Origin of the sequence: Providencia sp. PROV268 (assembly GCF_028477805.1) — a bacterium.
GTDB lineage: Bacteria > Pseudomonadota > Gammaproteobacteria > Enterobacterales > Enterobacteriaceae > Providencia > Providencia stuartii.
This window is the reverse complement of the sequence record NZ_JAMPLW010000016.1, coordinates 16,605-37,874: the sequence shown is the minus strand read 5'-3', so window position 1 is coordinate 37,874 and position 21,270 is coordinate 16,605. Positions and strand designations below refer to the sequence as shown.

The 21,270-nt window shown below is 44.5% G+C and carries 20 protein-coding genes; 15 read left to right on the top strand and 5 right to left on the bottom strand.

What is annotated here, in order from left to right; all coding sequences use genetic code 11:
• Window positions 1–10: 10 nt before the first annotated feature.
• From PR699_RS12875 to PR699_RS12865, 3 genes are read right to left on the bottom strand one after another with little or no spacing between them, the layout of a single operon-like run.
• Window positions 11–505, bottom strand: coding sequence for a DUF2569 family protein (locus PR699_RS12875; protein WP_014657024.1), 495 nt, complete (start codon window positions 503–505; stop codon window positions 11–13).
• A gap of 13 nt (window positions 506–518) precedes the next feature.
• Complete coding sequence (locus tag PR699_RS12870) at window positions 519–878, bottom strand: DUF488 domain-containing protein (RefSeq protein ID WP_014657025.1); 360 nt, start codon at window positions 876–878, stop codon at window positions 519–521.
• Window positions 879–915: 37 nt separating this feature from the next.
• The gene (locus PR699_RS12865) at window positions 916–1,470 is read right to left on the bottom strand and encodes a DUF2569 family protein (protein WP_004923523.1); all 555 of its coding nucleotides are present in this window, start codon (window positions 1,468–1,470) and stop codon (window positions 916–918) included.
• 200 nt (window positions 1,471–1,670) lie between these two features.
• Between PR699_RS12865 and PR699_RS12860 the strand changes: the two genes are divergently transcribed.
• Entirely contained in the window at window positions 1,671–2,570 is a 900-nt protein-coding gene (locus PR699_RS12860) for a DNA-3-methyladenine glycosylase (protein ID WP_004923520.1), read from the top strand.
• An 86-nt stretch (window positions 2,571–2,656) separates the two neighbouring features.
• On the opposite strand, the gene poxB is transcribed toward PR699_RS12860, so the two are convergent.
• The gene (gene poxB / locus PR699_RS12855) at window positions 2,657–4,381 is read right to left on the bottom strand and encodes a ubiquinone-dependent pyruvate dehydrogenase (protein WP_004923516.1); all 1,725 of its coding nucleotides are present in this window, start codon (window positions 4,379–4,381) and stop codon (window positions 2,657–2,659) included.
• Between the two features lie 1,105 nt (window positions 4,382–5,486).
• Here poxB and proP point away from each other — a divergent pair.
• From proP to PR699_RS12840, 3 genes are all read left to right on the top strand, one after another.
• Window positions 5,487–6,989: a glycine betaine/L-proline transporter ProP gene (proP, locus tag PR699_RS12850; RefSeq protein ID WP_004923504.1), complete on the top strand. Its 1,503-nt coding sequence runs from the start codon at window positions 5,487–5,489 to the stop codon at window positions 6,987–6,989.
• A 27-nt stretch (window positions 6,990–7,016) separates the two neighbouring features.
• A complete protein-coding gene (gene phrB / locus PR699_RS12845; RefSeq protein ID WP_014657027.1) occupies window positions 7,017–8,468 on the top strand; it encodes a deoxyribodipyrimidine photo-lyase in 1,452 nt (483 codons plus the stop codon).
• Window positions 8,469–8,545: 77 nt separating this feature from the next.
• Entirely contained in the window at window positions 8,546–8,857 is a 312-nt protein-coding gene (locus tag PR699_RS12840) for a monooxygenase (protein WP_014657028.1), read from the top strand.
• Between the two features lie 92 nt (window positions 8,858–8,949).
• Here PR699_RS12840 and paaZ read toward each other — a convergent pair whose 3' ends face one another.
• Window positions 8,950–11,010: a phenylacetic acid degradation bifunctional protein PaaZ gene (paaZ, locus tag PR699_RS12835; RefSeq protein ID WP_014657029.1), complete on the bottom strand. Its 2,061-nt coding sequence runs from the start codon at window positions 11,008–11,010 to the stop codon at window positions 8,950–8,952.
• 320 nt (window positions 11,011–11,330) lie between these two features.
• On the opposite strand from paaZ, the gene paaA reads away from it, so the two are divergent.
• The 11 genes from paaA to paaK all read left to right on the top strand — a co-directional run bounded on the left by paaA (window position 11,331) and on the right by paaK (window position 21,197).
• Window positions 11,331–12,269, top strand: a complete 939-nt coding sequence (gene paaA, locus PR699_RS12830; RefSeq protein WP_036944051.1) for a 1,2-phenylacetyl-CoA epoxidase subunit PaaA — start codon at window positions 11,331–11,333, stop codon at window positions 12,267–12,269.
• A gap of 22 nt (window positions 12,270–12,291) precedes the next feature.
• A complete protein-coding gene (gene paaB / locus PR699_RS12825; protein WP_004923482.1) occupies window positions 12,292–12,579 on the top strand; it encodes a 1,2-phenylacetyl-CoA epoxidase subunit PaaB in 288 nt (95 codons plus the stop codon).
• 9 nt (window positions 12,580–12,588) lie between these two features.
• Window positions 12,589–13,347, top strand: a complete 759-nt coding sequence (gene paaC / locus PR699_RS12820) for a 1,2-phenylacetyl-CoA epoxidase subunit PaaC (protein ID WP_014657031.1) — start codon at window positions 12,589–12,591, stop codon at window positions 13,345–13,347.
• Window positions 13,348–13,351: 4 nt separating this feature from the next.
• Entirely contained in the window at window positions 13,352–13,861 is a 510-nt protein-coding gene (paaD, locus tag PR699_RS12815) for a 1,2-phenylacetyl-CoA epoxidase subunit PaaD (RefSeq protein WP_014657032.1), read from the top strand.
• Between the two features lie 10 nt (window positions 13,862–13,871).
• On the top strand, window positions 13,872–14,930 hold the full coding sequence (gene paaE, locus PR699_RS12810; protein WP_014657033.1) for a 1,2-phenylacetyl-CoA epoxidase subunit PaaE: 1,059 nt from the start codon (window positions 13,872–13,874) through the stop codon (window positions 14,928–14,930).
• A gap of 9 nt (window positions 14,931–14,939) precedes the next feature.
• The gene (gene paaF / locus PR699_RS12805; RefSeq protein WP_004923466.1) at window positions 14,940–15,713 is read left to right on the top strand and encodes a 2,3-dehydroadipyl-CoA hydratase PaaF; all 774 of its coding nucleotides are present in this window, start codon (window positions 14,940–14,942) and stop codon (window positions 15,711–15,713) included.
• Window position 15,714: 1 nt separating this feature from the next.
• Entirely contained in the window at window positions 15,715–16,509 is a 795-nt protein-coding gene (paaG, locus tag PR699_RS12800; protein ID WP_014657034.1) for a 2-(1,2-epoxy-1,2-dihydrophenyl)acetyl-CoA isomerase PaaG, read from the top strand.
• Between the two features lies 1 nt (window position 16,510).
• Window positions 16,511–18,049, top strand: a complete 1,539-nt coding sequence (locus tag PR699_RS12795) for a 3-hydroxyacyl-CoA dehydrogenase (RefSeq protein ID WP_004923457.1) — start codon at window positions 16,511–16,513, stop codon at window positions 18,047–18,049.
• Entirely contained in the window at window positions 18,046–18,483 is a 438-nt protein-coding gene (gene paaI, locus PR699_RS12790) for a hydroxyphenylacetyl-CoA thioesterase PaaI (protein WP_004923454.1), read from the top strand. The genes PR699_RS12795 and paaI overlap by 4 nt, the downstream gene beginning before the upstream one ends.
• Window positions 18,483–19,685, top strand: coding sequence for a 3-oxoadipyl-CoA thiolase (gene pcaF, locus PR699_RS12785; RefSeq protein WP_014657035.1), 1,203 nt, complete (start codon window positions 18,483–18,485; stop codon window positions 19,683–19,685). Before paaI ends, pcaF begins: the two co-directional genes overlap by 1 nt.
• A 201-nt stretch (window positions 19,686–19,886) precedes the next feature.
• The gene (paaK, locus tag PR699_RS12780) at window positions 19,887–21,197 is read left to right on the top strand and encodes a phenylacetate--CoA ligase PaaK (protein ID WP_014657036.1); all 1,311 of its coding nucleotides are present in this window, start codon (window positions 19,887–19,889) and stop codon (window positions 21,195–21,197) included.
• Window positions 21,198–21,270: the final 73 nt, after the last annotated feature.

Below are 21,270 nucleotides of genomic sequence, written 5' to 3'. Positions count from 1 at the left end.
CAACGAGCGACTAGTGAATAAACGTCTGCTTGACTCTATCTGACATCAAAACATAGGGGATCCAGATAAAGCAGTAGAAACAGCTATTTACCACATTAATAATGTAGCTATACTCAATTTCAATACCAAAAATATTTGGGAAAACAAAGCGCGAAACAACAACCATCACGGTATAAAATAGCATCGAGATAATAAATAAAGGTTTCGCGATTTTTAGGCCTTTGAAGGCTGCGATAACGTTCCACGCCAACAAAACTATCAATATACCTTGGGCCATTTGTAGCATATAAAAAGCGTTTGAAAACCCATCGACATAAAAATCAGATTGCTCATTCGTCACAAGGTGCCAAGCTGATTTAACTTGCAGGATATCTAAGTACATCATGATGATAGTCTGATAAAGCATATAAAACAGACCCAGCATAGGTAAAATAAGCCATCCTCTAATGCCTTGTAGTGGTGTTTTTTGAGGGCCCGTTAAGACTGCGGGTGTGTTGACATCCATCTGATTAATAACCTTATTCTTGTGACTTAATACAGCGTTCTAAATATGCTTTCAATACGTGTGCCTGATTATGCACCTTATCTTTAGCACTATACAGCAAGGTGAGATTGCCTAGCTTCGCTTTCTCTACAAGAGGCATCCAAGCCGCTGAATGATGACTTAATTCTTGATGATAGTCTTCAACAAATTTATTGAATTGGTCAGGATGTTGATGAAACCATTTACGTAACTCATTGGATGGCGCAACGTCTTTATTCCATTCATCATAATCGAGCGCGACTTTTTTTATCCCTCTTGGCCATAACCTATCAACCAATACACGGTATCCATCTTCAGACGAAACGGCATCATAGACTCTTTTACAGTAAATCATGCACCCTCACATTTGCGATATTCAGTATCGCTATTACTTAATTAACAAACGTATTTTTTACCCTGACAGAAACTAAGAAATATAAGCCCCAAATAAAGAGGCGTATCCCACTACCGACAATATCTACAATATCTTCATCCTCTGCTGATATTGAGAATAATGAACTCAATAAAACGACACTTGCTATGGATAGTATGAAGTCACTCGCGTAAAAGAGAATAATGACTTTAATCGCCAATTTTTTCTTATAAATAAAGAGATAACATACGAATAACAATAAGCCATAAATCAATGCACTCGAGAGTAAGTTAAAATATATGAACTCCCTAGCCATTGGAATAAATGATAATGACGTAGGATCAGTCATCTTCTCCAAACCTTCTAGCTGCTCTGGAAGGTCTTTCAATAAAGTATAAGGAGTGATAATTAGCGTAAGAAATAATCCTAACATAGGGATTAGTAGCCATCCCCCAAAACCGACGGGTTCAGAAGAAAGAGGCTCATTTTCAACCGTTACTGATGGGCAATCCGTTTTTTGATCTGAACCCTCATTAATTTTACTTGAGGAGAGATGTTCTTCAGATTGGTTCATGGCTAGCTCCTTGCTTTTTAGTTTAACCTCAATGCAAATAGTTAACTTAAATGGAAAATTTATTTTATATAAATCTAACGCTTTTCGATTAAAATATCACCTTTGAATTAAAAATTTATCAAAGCAAAAATACGAAAAATATCAAAATAACCTCATATTTTTTTGTCCATAAAAATAATAATCCCGATAAGGCCTACTCTATGCCAAAAATAACCGCCCAGCTGTCTCTACCTCCCCATTATCAGACGAATGACTTTTTCGCCTTTCATTTAAGAGATCAACATAATATTGCCGAAATTGTTGAAGGTAATTTATTGCGCAAAGGTATATTGTGGGCGCACTCTCCAGCTCAATTACTTATTGAGATTGATAAAGACAAGGCACACATTACCCTTGATATTGATAACGCTAAAAATCGGCCCAGCGAATACGATGTTGTTGAACTAGGGAAACATATGCTCGGTTTACGGCAAGCCGTCGAACAGTTTGAAGCGGAATATTTATCACATCCCATTATCGGTAAGCTGATTAAGCAACAACAAGGTTTACGAATATATCAATCTTCAAGCCCATTTGAAGCATTAGTGTGGGCGATTATTGGCCAACAAATCAGCGTAACAGCCGCGATTGCAATACGTCGTCGCTTTATTCAAGCCACTGGTTCAAAACACTCATCGGGCATTTGGTGTTTTCCAGATGCACAGCAGGTGTCAAAAGTGACTGATGAATCACTACGCCAAGCTGGGTTTTCTACTGGTAAAATCATCGCCATACGAGCGCTTTGTCACGCACTGTTAAGTCAGCAAATCGACCTATCACAACCTATCAGCAACCATAATGTCACGATATTGACCGACCAATTAGTCAGCCTTAAAGGTATTGGCCCATGGACGGTAAATTATGCGCTTTTACGCGGTTTTAACTACCTCGATGGCTCGTTACATGGCGATGTGGCCGTGAGGCGCAATTTGCAGTCTCTGCTTGGCGCAGAGAGCCAGCCTACAGCAAAAGAGACGGAAAAATGGTTAGAGGCATTTTCGCCATGGCGTGCCTTAGTTGCCGCTCATTTATGGCGTAGCCAATCGGCTGCGGGGTATTAATTCCCTCATACAGATAGCAGCCAACCCTAATTGGTTGGCTGCGTAAATTGCCTAATTCGGCAAAGCAGATCAGTCAAAATGACCGATTAACGTAACCAGTTGGTTTTCGCTAATTCAACAACTTCATCACCACGACCACTTAAAATGGCTTTGAGCATATATAGGCTAAAACCTTTTGCTTCTTGCAAATTAATTGTCGGTGGCATAGAAAGTTCTTGTTTTGCTGTGACAACATCAACAACAACAGGGCCATCATGAGCGAAAGCTTCCTTCAATGCGGCATCCACATCTTCACTCTTCTCAACGCGGATCCCTTTGATCCCAGCAGCATTGGCAACTGCCGCAAAATTAGGGTTATGGAGATCAGTGCCTTCTGTTAAGAAGCCACCTACTTTCATTTCCATAGCGACAAAACCTAACACGCCGTTATTCAGAACAATGACTTTCACAGGTAAATTCATTTGTGCCAGTGACAACAGATCCCCCATCAACATACTAAAACCGCCATCACCACTCATGGTCACAACTTGGCGTTGTTTATCGACAGATTGGATCCCCATCGCTTGCGGCATCGCATTTGCCATTGACCCATGATTAAACGAGCCAATCAAACGGCGTTTACCATTCATTTTTAAGTAACGAGCCGCCCATACCGTTGGCGTTCCCACATCACAGGTAAATACCGCGTCATCATTCGCCAATGCACTGATCCGGCTTGCTAAATATTGAGGGTGGATCACACCGTCTTTACCCGGTTTCGCTAAATCATCAAGACCTTCACGCGCTTCGGTATAATGTTTCAATGCGCTATCTAAGTGGTGCCTATCTTGTTTCACGTCTAAGTGCGGTTGCAATGCGGTCAAAGTGGCTTTAATGTCACCAATCATGCCCATATCGATATGGCAATGGGAGCCTAAGCTACCTGCATTAATATCGATTTGAATAATCTTAGCCCCTTGAGGATAGAATGGGCGGTATGGGAACTGAGTACCCAGTAACACCACCGTATCGGCATTCATCATTGCATGGTAGCCGGATGAAAAACCAATCAGCCCCGTCATACCAACGCTATATGGGTTATCCCACTCAATGTGCTCTTTACCGCGTAGTGCATGCACGACTGGCGCTTTTAATGTTTCCGCCAGCTTAATCACTTCATCGTGTGCACCAGCACAGCCTGCCCCACAAAATAGGGTGATATTTTGTGCTTGGTTTAGTGCGTCCGCTAACTTCGCAATTTCAGCAGGCTGAGGCATGATCAACGGAGCTTGCGGCTGATACCATGTATCATTTGCTGTTTCCGGTGCTTCACGTAACGCAATATCTCCTGGCAGTACAATGACAGAGACACCTTTTTCTAGAATCGCTTTACGCATCGCAATCCCAAGCACTTGAGGAAGCTGCTCAGGGTTAGAGATCAGTTCGCAATAATGACTACATTCGCGAAATAGCTCTGTTGGGTGCGTTTCTTGAAAGTAGTTACTACCGATTTCACTAGAAGGGATATGTGCAGCAATTGCTAATACAGGCACGCGATTACGATGGCAATCATACAACCCATTGATTAGGTGCATATTACCCGGACCACAAGAGCCTGCGCAAACGGCTAGCTTACCCGTCATTTGCGCTTCTGCACCTGCGGCAAATGCTGCAACTTCTTCGTGACGGGTGCCTAACCATTCGATTGTGCCAAGACGGCGTAAGCTATCACTCAGCCCATTGAGTGAATCACCCGTAACGCCCCAGATGCGCTTCACACCAGCATTATCTAGGACTTTCGCGACATAGGATGCAACTGTCTGTTTTTTCATAATGGCACTCTTTCCAGTCAGATTAGGTTAAAATATTCACAGAGCATCAAATCTATTTTCTCTGTAATACATCATCATTATTAAACCAATTTACGCACTTTAAACTTAGTGTAACGAATTAAATTTGCGGTTCCTACCGAGGAAAACAAATAGCTATTAAGAACAGAACAATCCTCCACTAATATCAAAAGAAGAATCTAGATACAGCATAAATTAAATATTCATTGTGCGCTGAAATATCAAAAAACAATAATATTAACAATTATTTAATAACCAGTCATAATAAGAGTATTTAATAAATAATATCGATAATGATAAGTAATTTGTTGATTATCCTAGAGGAGTAAAAATAAGATAAATAATTGTATTGGTTAAGGTGCCAGAATATTTAAATTGGTGATTGAAGTGCAAGAAGCTGGCATCAAAATAGAAATATTCACGAAATTCAAACCAGAAATAAGACTCAAAAATAGCTATCGATACATAACTCAAATTCCATACCCTCCATCGGATAAATGGTATGGTTTACCAATAGGTCAAACGCGATATTTTTGTGCGCTGCTGCATAACTCCCCCTCTTGTAAAAAATTTAAGATAAGCATCATATTATTAAGCATTAAACACATCGCAATTTTTTATTAAAAAACAACACACTAAGTATAAAAACCAATTAAGTATTTTTAGCAAGGTTAAAAAATTAATAAAGCCACTAAAATCAGCATAAATAACCGACATTTTACATTTAATCGATATTATTGTATTATTGATGACCTGTTTAAGTCACATAAAGGTTCTCATTTTGCTTTTTTTACAAAATGCACAACAACAAACTAGCTCACAACACTTCTCTATTCCCTGCTCTTCTCTGCGCAATTGTTAGCGGTGATTTTCCCCAAGTCGTCTTAGCAAATTCGATATGAAACACTCGTCATATTGATGATCTTTGCCAGTGATAAATAAAATATTGATGCATTCTACAGATAACGACTATTCTAATATAACGATCTCTGTTTTTATCTGGCGCGAGCAAGATATAGAGATATGGACCACACAGATCATGAATGCAATTCATTACGTTTCGAAATTCAGATAAAAGGATGGTTCCATGAAGTTCAAAAAGAAAAAAGAAAAGCCTTTAAATATTAATGATATTACTATCATTGATGATGGAAAATTAAAAAAAGCCATCACTGCGGCGTCGCTGGGTAATGCGATGGAGTGGTTTGACTTTGGGGTATACGGTTTCTTAGCCTATGTACTCGGTCAAGTTTTCTTCCCTGGCGCATCACCGAGCGTACAGATGATCGCCGCTCTAGCCACTTTCTCTGTTCCTTTCTTAGTTCGACCGCTCGGCGGTGTCGTCTTCGGTATCCTAGGGGATAAGTATGGCCGACAAAAAGTCTTAGCCGTCACCATTATCATTATGTCGATCAGTACCTTCAGTATCGGTTTGATCCCTTCATATGAGACTATTGGTATCTGGGCGCCTATCCTACTATTGTTAGCAAAACTCGCCCAAGGCTTCTCCGTGGGTGGAGAGTATTCAGGTGCAGCTATCTTTGTTGCCGAATACTCACCTGACCGTAAACGTGGTTTTATGGGAAGTTGGTTAGACTTTGGCTCTATCGCAGGTTTCGTGCTAGGTGCCGGTGTTGTAGTACTCATTTCAAGTATTGTTGGTGAAGAAAACTTCCACGAATGGGGCTGGAGGATCCCTTTCTTCCTTGCACTGCCTTTAGGTATCATTGGCCTGTATTTACGCCATGCACTTGAAGAGACCCCAGCATTCCAACAACACATTGAAACGCTCGAAAAACAAGATAAAGCCAATATTCAAAATCCACCGAAAGTCTCTTTCCGTGAGGTCGTTTCTAAATATTGGAAAAGTTTGATGATCTGCGTTGGTTTAGTTATCGCAACAAACGTGACTTACTACATGTTGCTGACTTATATGCCAAGTTACCTGTCGCATAACCTAAACTATTCTGCTGACCATGGTGTGCTGATCATCATTGCCATTATGATTGGTATGCTCTTTGTCCAACCAATTATTGGTTTAACCAGCGATAAAATTGGTCGCCGCCCATTCGTTATTGCGGGGAGTTTAGGTCTGATAGTGTTAGCCTATCCTGCCTTTATGCTCATTGATAGCGGCTCTGTTGGCTTGATTTTTGTTGGTTTGCTTATTTTAGCTGTGCTACTGAACTGTTTTACAGGGGTGATGGCATCAATTTTACCGGCTATTTTCCCAACGCACATTCGTTATAGCGCCCTCGCAATCGCCTTTAATATTTCAGTTTTGATTGCCGGTGCCACACCGACAGTAGCAGCATGGTTAGTTGAATCAACCAATAATCTGTATATGCCCGCCTTTTATTTAATGGTTATCGCCTTAATTGGCCTCTATACTGGTATTACTATGCCAGAGACCGCAAACAAACCATTAAGAGGGGCAACGCCTGCGGCATCTGATAGAGCAGAGGCGAAAGAGATCTTAAGCGAGCACTATGACAATATTGAACAGAAAGTTGAAGATATTGAACAACAGATCGCTGAGCTAGAGAAAAAGCGTCAGTCATTAATTAATCAGCACCCTAAATTGGATTAAACCTGATGTAAGGCAAAGGAGCAGAAGATGGCGAAAAAACAGGCTTGTCACCTAGTCTGGTTTCGTAATGACCTTCGTGTCACCGATAATAAAGCGCTGTCATCTGCTTGTGCTGATCCTGATGCTAAAGTGCTCGCCGTGTTTACGGCTACACCAGAACAATGGCGAGCACATCACCTCTCCTCTCGGCAAATCACCTTTTTGCATCAAAATCTCATTGCGCTTCGTGACTCGCTGGCCAAATTAAGCATCCCTCTGTTTTGCCAAACAACCCCCGATTTTTTAAGTGCCGCACAATGGGTACTGGATTTTGCTCAACAGCAGCAAGTTGACCACCTATATTTCAATCATCAATATGAACTCAATGAGCATAGGCGAGACGAATGGTTGATTCATCACCCACAACGCGCTTTCCGAGTACATGCTTTTGATGATGCCTTACTATTACCACCAAAATCCGTCACAAATCAGAAAGGCGAAATGTACCAAGTGTACACTCCGTTTCGTCGAGCCTTTATTAGCCAATTAGTGACCACCGATTTTCGTTCCTTACCAGCACCTCAACCACGAGGGGAAGCACTTGCTATCGATGACCTATCACTCCCCTTGTTTGCGCATCACGCCGTCGATATTGCGCCACATTTCCCAGCGGGTGAATCAGCAGCACGCCAGCAACTCAGGCAATTTTGTCGCCTAAAAGTGCAGCATTACCAACAGCATCGCGATATTCCCTCAATTGAGGGTACTAGCCTGTTATCCCCATATTTGGCAATTGGGGTACTCTCACCACGGCAATGTTTAAATCGCCTGCTCGCTGAGTATCCACCGCTTTTTGATTCCCCAGATAGCGGGGCATTCACATGGCTTAATGAATTAATTTGGCGAGAGTTTTACCATCATCTACTCGTCGCTTTTCCACGCTTATGCCGCCACCAGCCTTTTATTGAATGGACCAACCACATTCAGTGGAATAGCTCCGATGCTGACTTTAAAGCGTGGCAGCTTGGGCAAACGGGATACCCCATCGTTGATGCTGCAATGCGACAACTCAATACCACAGGTTGGATGCATAATCGCTTAAGAATGATCACTGCGAGTTTTTTAGTGAAAGATTTACTGATTGATTGGCGACTCGGCGAACAATATTTTATGCAGCAATTAATTGATGGCACACTCGCGGCAAACAATGGAGGCTGGCAGTGGTCTGCTTCGACAGGTACTGATGCACAACCTTGGTTTCGTATTTTTAATCCAACCACTCAGGGTAAAAAATTTGACCCTCAGGGTGCATTTATTCGCCAGTGGCTTCCAGAATTACAATCCGTACCCGATAAATATATTCACACACCGCATGAGTGGGCAGAGGCTAACCACGTTACTTTAGATTATCCCGCACCAATTGTTGACCATAAACAAGCACGTTTAGCCACATTAGCCGCTTTTGAAGCAGGAAAAAGCGATAGCGTAAAACACCATTAATTATCAAAGTAATAATTTCAATTAGGGATTATACTGTCTACTACTCATCCATAGAACAAGCAAAAATCGGAGTCGTTATGCAGGTGATTTTACAGGTCGATTTCCCTTATCAAGGCCCTTGGGGAGAGCAGATGGCTGATGCAATGAAAACATTAGCCGAGTCTATCAATGATGAACCTGGCTTTATCTGGAAAATTTGGACGGAGAACCCATCGACACAAAAGGCTGGAGGTATTTACCTGTTTGCGTCAGAAGAGCAAGCTCAAGCTTACTTACAAAAGCACAGTGCGCGGCTAAAATCCTTTGGTGTTCCTGAAGTCCGAGGGGAGATCTTTGCCGTCAATCATGCGCTTAGCCAACTGAACCAAGCGCACTTTATTCACAATTAATTTCTGACTGCTGATAAGAGGCTGGACAGCGGCTAGCCTCACCGCAACCTGCTATTGAATACGGGCGAATCATCCCCGTATCCGTTCAGCCGCTAAAAATCCCCTTCACGGCGCTCAACAAGCGTCAGAATACTGTATAAGGCAACGGCAACATTATTTTGATTGAAGACTTGAACATCCCATTCAACTACGCCATTTGGCTTATCTTCTGCCGTTTTTTGTGCTTTTTTAATCTTTTTCTTGCAAGTTAAACGCACTTGGATGGTATCACCAATTTTTACAGGCTCAATGAAACGTAAGTTTTCCATACCATAGTTGGCGATCACAGGACCGACTGCCGCATCAACAAATAAACCAGCCGCTGCTGATACAACAAAGTAGCCATGAGCCACTCGCTCACCAAATAATGATTGCGCAGCGCCAATTTTATCCATATGTGCATAGAAATGGTCACCACTTAAACAAGCGAAGTTGACTAAGTCTGCTTCCGACACCGTGCGTCTTGCCGTCAATAAGGTATCGCCAATGACTAAATCCTCAAAATACTTCCTAAACGGATGCACTTGATCCGTCACTACATCTGCACCACGGATCCACTGCTTGGTGACGGCAGTCAGCATAGAAGGACTACCTTGAATAGCCGTTCGCTGCATATAGTGTTTAACTGCCCTCAATCCGCCTAGCTCCTCGCCACCACCCGCGCGACCCGGGCCACCATGCACTAATAGTGGTAATGGTGAGCCATGCCCCGTTGATTCTGCCGCTGAGGCTTCATTCAGAATCAACATTCGACCATGTGCCCGTGCACTTCTACGGATAACATCTTGCGCTACTGAGGTGTCTGCCGTTACTAATGTACCCGCAAGGCTCCCTCCTCCCATAATGGCCAACTCAACCGCTTGATCACTCGTCTCATAGCCAATCAATGTTGCAACCGGCCCAAATGCCTCCGTTTCATGGACGGCCTGATTGGTATAAGGGTCGGCGCAATAGAGCAAGGTAGGCGGATAGAATGCCCCTTTTTGGCTATCGGCACCCATCACATTCAGCTCTTGAAGATCCCCTCCACACAGGATTTCACAACCGTTTTGCTGTAAATACATAACCTTTTCATGAACATCATCACGCTGCTCTTGATTGATTAAAGCCCCCATGCGCACGCCTTCAACGGCAGGGTCACCGACAGTGATACCCGATAAGCGTTTTAATAATGCCTGTTTAACTGTTTCTAACTGGGGCTTCGGCACAATGATACGACGGATTGCCGTACATTTTTGCCCTGCTTTCACCGTCATTTCACGGGTCACTTCTTTAATAAATAAAGAAAATTCAGGTTGTTCTGGAGTAACATCAACCCCAAGTATTGCGCAGTTAAGGGAGTCTGCTTCCATGGTGAATGGGGTCGACTTTTCACGTAATCGAGGGTGAGATTTTAATTTTTGCCCTGTTGCTGCCGAGCCAGTAAAGGTCACCACATCCTCAAAATCGAGATATTCAAACATATCACCGATCCCCCCGCAGATTAGCTGAATAGCACCTTCAGGCACTAACCCACTTTCAACGATCAGGCGCACCATTGCTTGAGTAACTTGAGCGGAAGCCGTCGCAGGTTTAATAATCGCAGGCATCCCCGCTAGCCACGTTGGTGCCAATTTTTCTAGCATTCCCCAACAAGGGAAGTTAAATGCATTGATATGTAATGCCACACCATGGCGGGAAGTTAAAATATGGCGAGCAATAAATTGGCCTTGTTTCGATAGCGGGATCATCTCATCTTCGGGCCAAATCGTATCATCTGGCAACTCGCGATTTGCAAGCCCTGCAAAAGAGAAGAGTGTCGCGATCCCACCTTCAATATCAACCCAACTATCTGATTTAGTCGCCCCTGTTTGTGCTGATATTTCATAAAGAGACGCTTTATGCTCTAGCAAATATTTAGCGACGGCTTTTAACATTTGGCCGCGCTGCTGGAAAGTCATGGCGGATAAAGCATCCCCGCCTTTTTTCCGACCGTAATCAAGACAATCAACCAGAGGTAAACCCGCAGTGGTAACCTCATATAACGCCTGCCCAGTCAATGCATGATAAATTTTGCGGCCTTCACCTTCACCATATAACCACTTCCCCGTTATATAACTTGTTAATTGCTGCATGGCATCTCTCCAAAATAAAAAACAACAAACACAAATATTAAATAAATATGTATCACAATATGGGCAGCGAATGCCAACCTCAATTTAACAAATTAAGAACAAAACTTATCCATTAGCTACTAACAAATAAAAACCACACTAATTTACATAAAATTAAATCTATGATTTAAATCAATAAACTTAAATTGATTGTGAAGCCAATCGCAAAAGAAGAATAAATGAGATTGATTTTATTGTTAACGATTCCTAGCATTAATGTTAAATATTGTGATTCATTTTTATTTTTATTTAATTTAATACGAATCATTTGGAAGAAAACAATGAATGAGCAAAATCAGGCAAACTTCGAGGCCAAAATCGAAGCCGACATTAATATTGAGCCAAAAGATTGGATGCCCGATGCCTATAGGCAAAACCTGATCCGCCAAGTTGGACAACATGCACACTCGGAAGTTATCGGCATGCTGCCAGAAGCAAACTGGTTAACTCGCGCACCCACATTGAGACGTAAAGCTATCTTGTTAGCAAAAATCCAAGATGAAGCAGGTCATGGCCTCTACCTTTATAGCGCAGCCGAAACATTAGGATGCACTCGCCAAGACATCTATCAAAAGATGCTCGATGGCAAAATGAAATATTCGTCTATTTTTAACTACCCCACCCTAACTTGGGCCGATGTAGGTGTGATTGGCTGGTTGGTTGATGGTGCTGCCATTGTTAACCAAGTTGCCCTCTGCCGAGCCTCATATGGCCCCTATGCACGAGCGATGGTGAAAATCTGTAAAGAAGAGAGTTTTCATCAACGTCAAGGTTACGAAGCTGTCACTGTACTGGCGAACGGCTCTGATGAACAAAAAGCCATGTTACAAGATGCCATTAACCGTTTCTGGTGGCCTGTTCTGATGATGTTCGGCCCGAACGACAGTGACTCCCCACACAGTGCACAAAGTATGGCATGGAAAATTAAAAGATTTAGCAACGATGAGCTACGCCAAAAATTTGTTGATAACACAGTACCGCAAGTGGAAGCCCTCGGTATGACTATTCCAGATCCAGAACTGAAATGGGATGAGGAGCTAGGGCACTACCGCTTTGGTGAAATCGACTGGGAAGAGTTTTATCAAGTCATTAAAGGCGAAGGCATCTGTAATTACGAACGCGTGCATGCCAAACGCAAGGCTTGGGAAGATGGAGCATGGGTACGCGAAGGTGCCATGGCACATAGCCGAAAACAGAAAGCCGTTAAATCCGCCGCCTAGCACAGAATAAAAGGAAAAGACCATGAGCAATCAAGATTGGCCATTATATGAAGTTTTTGTTCGGAGCAAACAAGGGCTTGCGCATCGTCATGTCGGTAGCCTGCATGCCGCTGACGATCAGATGGCACTAGAAAATGCACGCGATGCTTACACTCGTCGTAGTGAAGGATGCTCCGTTTGGGTGGTCAAAGCGACGCATATTATTGCCTCTCAACCAGAAGATAAGAGCGCTTTCTTTGACCCTGCTGACACCAAAGTCTATCGCCACCCAACTTTTTATACCATCCCCGATGGCATCAAAAACATGTGAGGCAACGATATGAATCAGCATGAAGCACTCAAACAATATGTTTTAAGGCAAGGCGATAGCGCATTGATCCTGGCTCAACGGCTATGTGAATGGTGTGGTCATGCACCAGAATTGGAAATCGACCTTGCTCTCTCCAACATCGGTTTGGACTTACTCGGTCAGGCAAGAAACTTTTTAGCGTATGCCGCAACCCTATCAGGAACAGAGTTTGATGAAGATAAAATTGCCTTCCTCCGAGATGAACGTGAGTTTTGCAACTTACTGCTGGTAGAGCAACCAAACGGCGGCTTCAACGACACGCTAGTACGCCAATTTTTTATGGATGCCTACCATGTTCCGCTTTATCAAGCCTTAATTCACAGCGCAGATGAACAATTGGCAGCCATCGCGGAAAAATCGCTCAAAGAGGTGCTCTACCACTTACGCTTTAGCCGTAACTGGATGATCCGCTTAGGTGATGGTAGCGAAGAAAGCCATCGGCGAATTCAGCAGTCGGTCGATCAACTGTGGCGCTTTACAGGCGAATTATTCCACGCCGATGAAGTCGAGATTGCGCTCGCGGAGGTAGGTATCGCCGTTGACCCTCGAACATTACGTGAACAGTGGTTAGAAACGGTCACAGAGACTTTCGCGCAAGCCACGCTGACGATGCCTGAACAAAATGCATACCGTTTAGGTGGCAAACAGGGTAACCACACTGAACACTTGGGCCTCATTTTAACCGAGCTACAGTTTGTCCAACGCGCTTATCCAAATTGTGAATGGTGATGCTATGGAACAGAGATTGCAAAACAGCGGGTTACAACCCCCTCAAATTCATCAGATCTGGCAGCAACTGCATCAAATCCCCGATCCTGAGTTACCTGCACTCTCCATTACTGATCTTGGCATGATCCGCAATGTTTTTGCCACATCTCGTGGCTGGAAAGTGATGTTTACACCCACTTATTCCGGTTGCCCAGCAACTGAATTTTTAATTAACGAAATCAAAAATGTTTTAGAGCATGCCGGGTTTCCCAATGTGGAAATCGAGGTCGTTCTCACGCCGGCATGGACAACAGATTGGATGAACCAAGACGCCAAACAACGCTTGCGTGAATTTGGTATTGCGCCGCCAGCAGGAAAAGCCTGTGAACACCCCGAAAAATCGGGGCCAATCTGTTGCCCACGTTGCGACAGTCAACACACAGAGAAAATCAGCGAATTTGGCTCGACCGCCTGCAAAGCGCTATATCGCTGTCTCGAATGCTTTGAGCCATTTGATTATTTTAAATGTATTTAAGGGCACACTCATGACTGTATTTCATCGTTTAAGTATTGCTGCAATTGAACGTGACACGCCTGATGCGGTTGCTGTGACCTTCTGCGTTCCTGATAATTTGCGCGAGCACTATCGCTACCGCCCTGGGCAACATTTAACCCTAAAAGCCTTAGTCAATGGCGAAGACTTACGCCGCTGTTATTCCATTTGCAGTTCACCTGACGACGGGGTTCTAAAAATTGGTGTTAAAGCCATCCACGAAGGACGTTTTTCAAATTTTATTAACCAACAACTTCATGTTGGCGATAGCCTTGATGTGATGATCCCCCAAGGGAAATTTGGTTATCAACCTCAAGTCACAACAGAAGGTCGTTACCTTGCGGTTGCGGCAGGCTCCGGTATCACACCTTTACTTTCCATTATTAAAGCCACCCTACAAACTGAGCCACACAGCCGCTTCACTTTAATTTATGGCAACAAAAATAGCCGTTCGGTGATGTTTAAAGAGAGCATTGCCGACCTTAAAAACCAGTATGCAGAACGTTTTCAGGTGCTCTATCTATTTAGCCAAGAGCAGCAAGACAGTGCACTGCTTAGCGGTCGCGTGAATAAGCCACAATTAATGGCATTGGGTAAAACCTTGCTCAATTTTAAGCAATTTGACCATGCTTTTGTGTGCGGCCCTGAAGAGATGATGGACGATGTGCAATCTGCATTAGCTGAATGTGGCATGGCGCCAGAGCGTATTCATAGTGAGCGTTTTAACACTTCCGGCACGAAATTCCGCCCATCTGCAACATTAGCAACGGATAACCGCCAAGTCAGCATTCACCTTGATGGACGTACAATGACCATCAATATGGATAGCCAAGACGACAGTATTCTGGATGCGGCCTTACGCCAAGGCGCAGACCTTCCCTATGCCTGTAAAGGCGGTGTTTGCGCAACATGTAAATGTAAGCTTAAAGCGGGCGAAGTTGAAATGGGCGTCAACTACAGCCTTGAGCCGGACCAAATTGCGGATGGTTATATTTTAAGCTGCCAAGCATGGCCGAAAGGCGATGGCGTAGAACTCGATTTCGATGTGTAGGAGGCTCATATGCAAACTGATTGGATCCTAGCTCATATTGAACATCGCGTCCTAACATTGACGTTGAATCGCCCTGATGTGCGTAACGCCTTAAGTACTGATTGCCTCGAATTACTTGTCGATCACCTTGAACAAGCCGATAAAGACCCACAAATCGGCGCCATCGTTATTGCCGGTAACCCACGTTTTTTTGCGGCGGGTGCTGACCTTAAAGAGCTCCAGCAACAAACCGTTGCGGCGGCGATCACGGATAGGCGCCCTCAAGTTTGGCGTCGTTTTTCGCAAATTTCCAAACCCATTATCACCGCAGTCAATGGTTATGCATTGGGTGCTGGCTTTGAATTAGTACTTGCAAGTGATGTGGTCATTGCCGGTGAAACGGCGCGTTTTGGCTTACCTGAAATCACCCTAGGGCTAATACCTGGCGCGGGAGGAACTCAACGTCTGGTTCGCGTGGTTGGCAAATCCCTTGCGATGCAAATGGTACTCACGGGCGAGGCGATTCCTGCACAACGTGCCTTACAAGCAGGATTAGTGAGTCAAATTTGTGTGGATGGGTTAGTTGTTGAATACGCACAGAAACTTGCCCAACGCATGGCGGATCACGCCCCACTTGCCGTGAGAGCGGCTAAAGCATCCATTAATGCAGCTCAAGAAATCTCACTTTCAGAGGGATTACAGCTTGAGCGCCAATATTTTGTCACCTTGGCAGGTACTGATGACCGCCGCGAAGGGATCAATGCTTTCTTTGAAAAGCGACAGCCAAAATTTACAGGACAATAAGATGCCAAACAGCGCAATGATACTGACAACACTGGAAAATGGCGTACTCACCATTACATTAAACCGCCCTGACCGGTTAAACAGCTTTAACGATGAAATGCATCGTCAACTAAGTGATGCACTAAAAATTGCTGAACGTGATGATACCGTGCGTTGTTTAGTGATTACAGGAGCCGGTCGTGGTTTTTGTGCAGGTCAAGATTTGAATGATCGCAATGTTTCGGTTAGCGAACAGGCACCGGATTTAGGTTATTCCGTCGAAACTTTCTATAACCCCCTGATCCGCCGACTCACTTCACTACCGAAGCCTATCATCTGTGCCGTTAATGGCGTAGCCGCAGGTGCAGGCGCGGCAATCGCCTTAGCGGGTGATATCGTTATTGCGGCTAAAAGCGCCAGTTTTATTCAATCTTTTTGCCGCTTAGGTTTAGTACCGGACTCCGGTGGTAGCTGGTTCTTACCTCAATTAGCAGGCCATGCAAGAGCCATGGGGATGGCATTACTTGGCGATAAAATTAGCGCTGAGCAAGCACTACAGTGGGGCATGATTTGGCAAGTCACTGAAAATGATGAGCTGACAACCACCGTTAATCAATTAGCCCAGCACCTCGCCACACAGCCAACTTATGGCTTAGGACTAATCAAAAAAGCTATCTATCGTGCCGCAACTAACACATTAGATGAGCAGCTAGACCTAGAACGTGATTTACAGCGCTTAGGTGGACGCAGCGAAGACTATCGCGAAGGAGTCGATGCCTTTTTGAATAAGCGCGAACCTAAGTTTAAAGGACGCTAATATGACTTTAACTCTTAATACCGTCGCTGTCATTGGTGCTGGCACAATGGGTATCGGCATTGCACAGGTGGCAGCAAGCGCTGGACATACGGTACTGCTATTTGACATCAACACACAAGCACTGAATAAAGCAAAACAGTCTTTAACTGAACGGTTAAATAAGCGCGTTCAGCAGGGCAAAGCGGATGCGCAAACAACAGAGGCACTGCTTGCGCGTATTACACTTGTGCATACGATGGCTGACTTAGCACCGGCTCAATTAGTCATTGAGGCTGTCGCTGAGAAACTGACTATAAAACAAGCGATATTTAGCGAACTTGAAGGCATTTGCAAAGAAAACACCCTCTTTGCAAGTAACACCTCTTCGTTATCGATTACCGCCATCGCCAGCCAACTTAAACACCCAGAGCGCTTTGCTGGCCTCCATTTTTTCAACCCAGCTCCCATTATGAAGTTGGTTGAAGTTATTCGTGGGCGCGAAACCGCAAGCGCTGTTATTGAACAGCTAAAAAACTTGGCGGTCGCATGGGGCAAAATTCCCGTTATCTGCCGCTCAACGCCTGGCTTTATCGTTAATCGAGTTGCTCGCCCTTTTTATGCTGAAACATTACGCGCACTTGAAGAGCAAATCGCAAACCCTGCAACATTAGATAGTGTTCTACGTGATGCCGGTGGGTTTTCCATGGGCCCTTTACAACTGACCGACCTTATTGGTCATGATGTAAATTACGCGGTGACGGATTCGGTTTTTCAAGCATTTGGCTACGACCCTCGGTTCCAAACCTCCTTTGAACAATTAGAGCTGGTCCAAGCGGGACATCTCGGTCGAAAAACTGGCCGCGGCTTTTATCATTACGATGACAACAAACCACTGCCTAAAGCCACAATGGCAGAAAAAGTGATATTAAACAATCCCCCCTCCGTTACGGCTCGAGGCGATTGGCAAAGTTTACCTGAGTTTGCACAATTATTAAGGCAAAACGGGATCCCTCTCGAAGAATCTAAAATAGATAACCACGAATTGCCTACACTCCGAGTTAACAATGTTATTGTTATGTTAACGAATGGTGAATTAACTTCTGCACGAGCGCAAAAAGCCAATCAGAGCATGGTGCAATTTGATTTATCCGCTGATTATGCCAAAGCAAACGCAATTGCAATCAGTTGTGCAGTCCAAAACAGCCACCAAGAAAACCAGAGTGTCATTGCCTTTTTTCAATCGCTCAACAAGGACGTGATTGTATTACCTGATTATCCCGGCCTATTGACGATGCGGACGGTTGCCATGCTATGCAATGAAGCTTTAGATGTTGTCAATAAAGGCGTCGCTAGCCCAAAAGATACTGATAACGCAATGCGTTATGGCGTGAACTACCCTAAAGGGCCGCTCGCTTGGGGCGCCGAAATTGGCTGGCAACATATCCTTAATACACTCGATCAGTTATCGCAGTTTTATGCCGACGGGCGCTACCGGGCGAATCCCCTGTTGCGCCAATTGGTTGCTGGGGTGCGGTCATTACCTGCTAAGGAGCTGCAATGAGTTCACAAACCACAATAACATTGGCTCAACAATCCGCAGACATCATGTACCGTGACGATGCTTGCGCAAAAGCGATGGGGATGGTGATAGAGCAAGTTTCTGAGGGAGCCGCTCAACTCTCCATGACCGTCACTTCGCACATGCTTAATGGCCATAAAACCTGCCATGGCGGTCAACTATTCAGCCTAGCTGACACCGCGTTTGCTTACGCTTGCAATAGCCATGGACTCGCCGCTGTTGCCTCAAGCTGCTCCATTGATTTTATCCGCCCTGCATATGAAGGGGATACATTGACCGCAGTCGCAAACGTTAAGCATCAGGGCAAACGTACTGGCTTATATGAAGTAGAAATTGTCAACCAACAAGGCAAAACCTTAGCTTGGTTCTACGGGCGAGCGCATCGCCTAGGTCACCGTTTAACAGGAGAAGAGTGATGAGAGATGCCTTTATCTGTGATGGTATCAGAACCCCAATTGGCCGCTACGGAGGCGCACTGTCCTCTGTACGCCCTGATGACCTCGCCGTTTTACCTTTAAAGGCTCTAATGGAAAGGCATCCTCAATTAGATTGGTCAATAACTGATGACATTATCTTAGGTTGCGCAAATCAGGCTGGTGAAGATAACCGTAATGTCGCACGAATGGCGAGTTTATTAGCGGGTCTTCCATTATCCGTATCGGGCACTACCGTGAATCGTCTTTGTGGTTCAGGCCTTGATGCAATTGCACTTGCGGCTAGAAGTATCAAAGCGGGGGAAGCGAATTTTATGATTGCAGGCGGTGTCGAATCAATGAGCCGCGCACCCTTTGTTATGGGTAAGTCAGAATCGGCCTTTTCAAGGCAAGCACAAATATTTGATACCACAATTGGTTGGCGATTTGTCAATCCACTGATGGAAAAGCAGTTCTCAACACATTCGATGCCAGAAACGGCGGAGAACGTTGCAGAAGAGTATCGCATCCATCGAGCTGACCAAGATGCCTTTGCTCTACGTAGCCAACAACGCACCGAACAGGCTCGTCAACAAGGCGTTTTCGCACAAGAGATCATCCCCGTCACCATTAAACATCGCAAAGGGGAGACGATTGTTACAGAAGACGAACACCCAAGACCTGAAACAACCTTGGAACAATTACAAAAGTTAAAAACACCGTTTCGTGAAAATGGCTCAGTGACAGCAGGTAATGCTTCTGGGGTGAATGATGGTGCAGCCGCCTTGATTATCGCTTCCCAAGAAACGGCTAAAGCTCAGGGGTTAACCCCTAAAGCACGAATTATCGCAACAGCAACCTGTGGTGTTGAACCACGGTTTATGGGGATAGGACCATTACCCGCCACCCAAAAAGTCCTCAAAATGACGGGGCTAACAATCGAACAAATGGATGTGATTGAGCTAAACGAAGCTTTTGCTGCTCAAGCACTCGCTGTACTAAGAGGATTAGGTTTACCTGACGACGCGCCACAAGTGAATCCAAATGGTGGTGCCATTTCCTTAGGCCACCCTCTTGGTATGAGTGGGGCAAGGTTGGCGATTACCGCCGTGAACGAATTACATCGTCGCCAAGGGCGCTATGCCTTATGCACCATGTGTATTGGTGTGGGCCAAGGCATAGCCATGATTATTGAACGAGTTTAGACCGATTAACCTACCCAAAATCACACCGTTCTAATGAGATGAATGATGGGTAAAAAATAAAAATGCCTGAAACCCTACACCTGCTCAGGCCAATACTGCACTCGCTTTTCGCCATTGCATATATACCCGCCCTGACTCGGCAATATATCGCAAAAAAGGCTTAAAGCATGCGGATATCAATAATTATAAGGACTAGCAATTATGAGCACTCTACAACACACTATTGATCCAATTGAGTTTGCATCGAGAGATGAAATCGAGGCATTGCAGTTCTCAAGACTGAAGTGGACACTCACTCACGCTTATGAAAATGTGCCGATGTATCGCAAAAAATTCGATGCGGCCGGCGTTCATCCTGACGATTTCAAGCAACTGAGTGATATCGAAAAATTCCCGTATACCACAAAGCAAGATCTACGCGAGAATTACCCATTTAATACCTTTGCAGTGCCCATGGATAAAATCATCCGTATTCATGCCTCTTCGGGCACGACGGGTCGCCCCACTGTTGTCGGCTATACCCAACAAGATATTGATAATTGGGCTGATTTAATCGCTCGTAGCCTACGCTCTGCGGGAGCCACGAAAGGAGATAAAATCCACGTTGCCTACGGCTACGGCCTATTTACCGGTGGCTTAGGCGCTCATTATGGTGCTGAGCGTCTTGGTGCAGCCGTTATTCCTATGTCTGGTGGTCAGACAGAAAAACAGGCTCAATTAATTGCTGATTTCAAACCTGACGTCATCATGGTAACCCCCTCTTACTGTCTAAGCATCATTGATGAGCTAGAGAAAATCATGGGCGGAGACGCAAGTAAGTGCTCACTAAGACTAGGCGTATTTGGTGCAGAGCCATGGACTGAGGCATTAAGAACAGAAATTGAAACTCGCTTAGGCATCAAAGCGCTTGATATCTACGGCCTGTCAGAAGTCATGGGGCCAGGTGTTGCCATGGAGTGTGCCGATGCCGGAGAAAGTGGGCCTACAATCTGGGAAGATCATTTTTATCCGGAGATTATCTCACCTGATACCCTAAAAACACTCTCGCCCGGTGATAAAGGTGAGTTAGTATTCACTACCCTAACAAAAGAGGCTATGCCTGTTATCCGCTATCGCACTCGCGATTTAACCCACTTAATGCCGGGGATTAATCGTAATATGCGCCGTATCGGTAAAATTACCGGCCGCTCTGATGACATGATGATCATTCGTGGAGTCAACGTTTTCCCATCGCAGATAGAAGAGCAAATCATGCAGTTCAAAGAGCTTTCCCCTCATTACCAGCTAGAAATTAGCCGTAAAGGGAATATGGATAGCTTAGCTATTCGCGTCGAGCTGAAAAAACCCGATCTTCTGACCTATGATGAGCGTTGTAATATCTGCCATAACCTTAAGCATCGAATTAAGTCAATGGTAGGCGTGAGCACACAGATCAGTATCGTTAATTGCGGTGATATCCCTCGTTCACAAGGCAAAGCGGCTCGTGTTATTGATACAAGGATCGCCATATAAATCTTCTCTACGAGGCACCTCACAATGGATAAATGTCGGGGTGCCTTTAATTTTAGTTTCCTAATATAACAAT

Coding starts and splice junctions, on each gene's coding strand:
- phrB (WP_014657027.1), top strand. CDS start 7,017: ATGGCGAAAAAACAGGCTTGTCACCTAGTCTGGTTTCGTAATGACCTT.
- PR699_RS12860 (WP_004923520.1), top strand. CDS start 1,671: ATGCCAAAAATAACCGCCCAGCTGTCTCTACCTCCCCATTATCAGACG.
- paaG (WP_014657034.1), top strand. CDS start 15,715: ATGCCAAACAGCGCAATGATACTGACAACACTGGAAAATGGCGTACTC.
- PR699_RS12795 (WP_004923457.1), top strand. CDS start 16,511: ATGACTTTAACTCTTAATACCGTCGCTGTCATTGGTGCTGGCACAATG.
- PR699_RS12870 (WP_014657025.1), bottom strand. CDS start 878: ATGATTTACTGTAAAAGAGTCTATGATGCCGTTTCGTCTGAAGATGGA.
- PR699_RS12875 (WP_014657024.1), bottom strand. CDS start 505: ATGGATGTCAACACACCCGCAGTCTTAACGGGCCCTCAAAAAACACCA.
- paaB (WP_004923482.1), top strand. CDS start 12,292: ATGAGCAATCAAGATTGGCCATTATATGAAGTTTTTGTTCGGAGCAAA.
- poxB (WP_004923516.1), bottom strand. CDS start 4,381: ATGAAAAAACAGACAGTTGCATCCTATGTCGCGAAAGTCCTAGATAAT.
- paaF (WP_004923466.1), top strand. CDS start 14,940: ATGCAAACTGATTGGATCCTAGCTCATATTGAACATCGCGTCCTAACA.
- paaA (WP_036944051.1), top strand. CDS start 11,331: ATGAATGAGCAAAATCAGGCAAACTTCGAGGCCAAAATCGAAGCCGAC.
- PR699_RS12865 (WP_004923523.1), bottom strand. CDS start 1,470: ATGAACCAATCTGAAGAACATCTCTCCTCAAGTAAAATTAATGAGGGT.
- paaE (WP_014657033.1), top strand. CDS start 13,872: ATGACTGTATTTCATCGTTTAAGTATTGCTGCAATTGAACGTGACACG.
- proP (WP_004923504.1), top strand. CDS start 5,487: ATGAAGTTCAAAAAGAAAAAAGAAAAGCCTTTAAATATTAATGATATT.
- paaI (WP_004923454.1), top strand. CDS start 18,046: ATGAGTTCACAAACCACAATAACATTGGCTCAACAATCCGCAGACATC.
- pcaF (WP_014657035.1), top strand. CDS start 18,483: ATGAGAGATGCCTTTATCTGTGATGGTATCAGAACCCCAATTGGCCGC.
- paaD (WP_014657032.1), top strand. CDS start 13,352: ATGGAACAGAGATTGCAAAACAGCGGGTTACAACCCCCTCAAATTCAT.
- paaZ (WP_014657029.1), bottom strand. CDS start 11,010: ATGCAGCAATTAACAAGTTATATAACGGGGAAGTGGTTATATGGTGAA.
- paaC (WP_014657031.1), top strand. CDS start 12,589: ATGAATCAGCATGAAGCACTCAAACAATATGTTTTAAGGCAAGGCGAT.
- paaK (WP_014657036.1), top strand. CDS start 19,887: ATGAGCACTCTACAACACACTATTGATCCAATTGAGTTTGCATCGAGA.
- PR699_RS12840 (WP_014657028.1), top strand. CDS start 8,546: ATGCAGGTGATTTTACAGGTCGATTTCCCTTATCAAGGCCCTTGGGGA.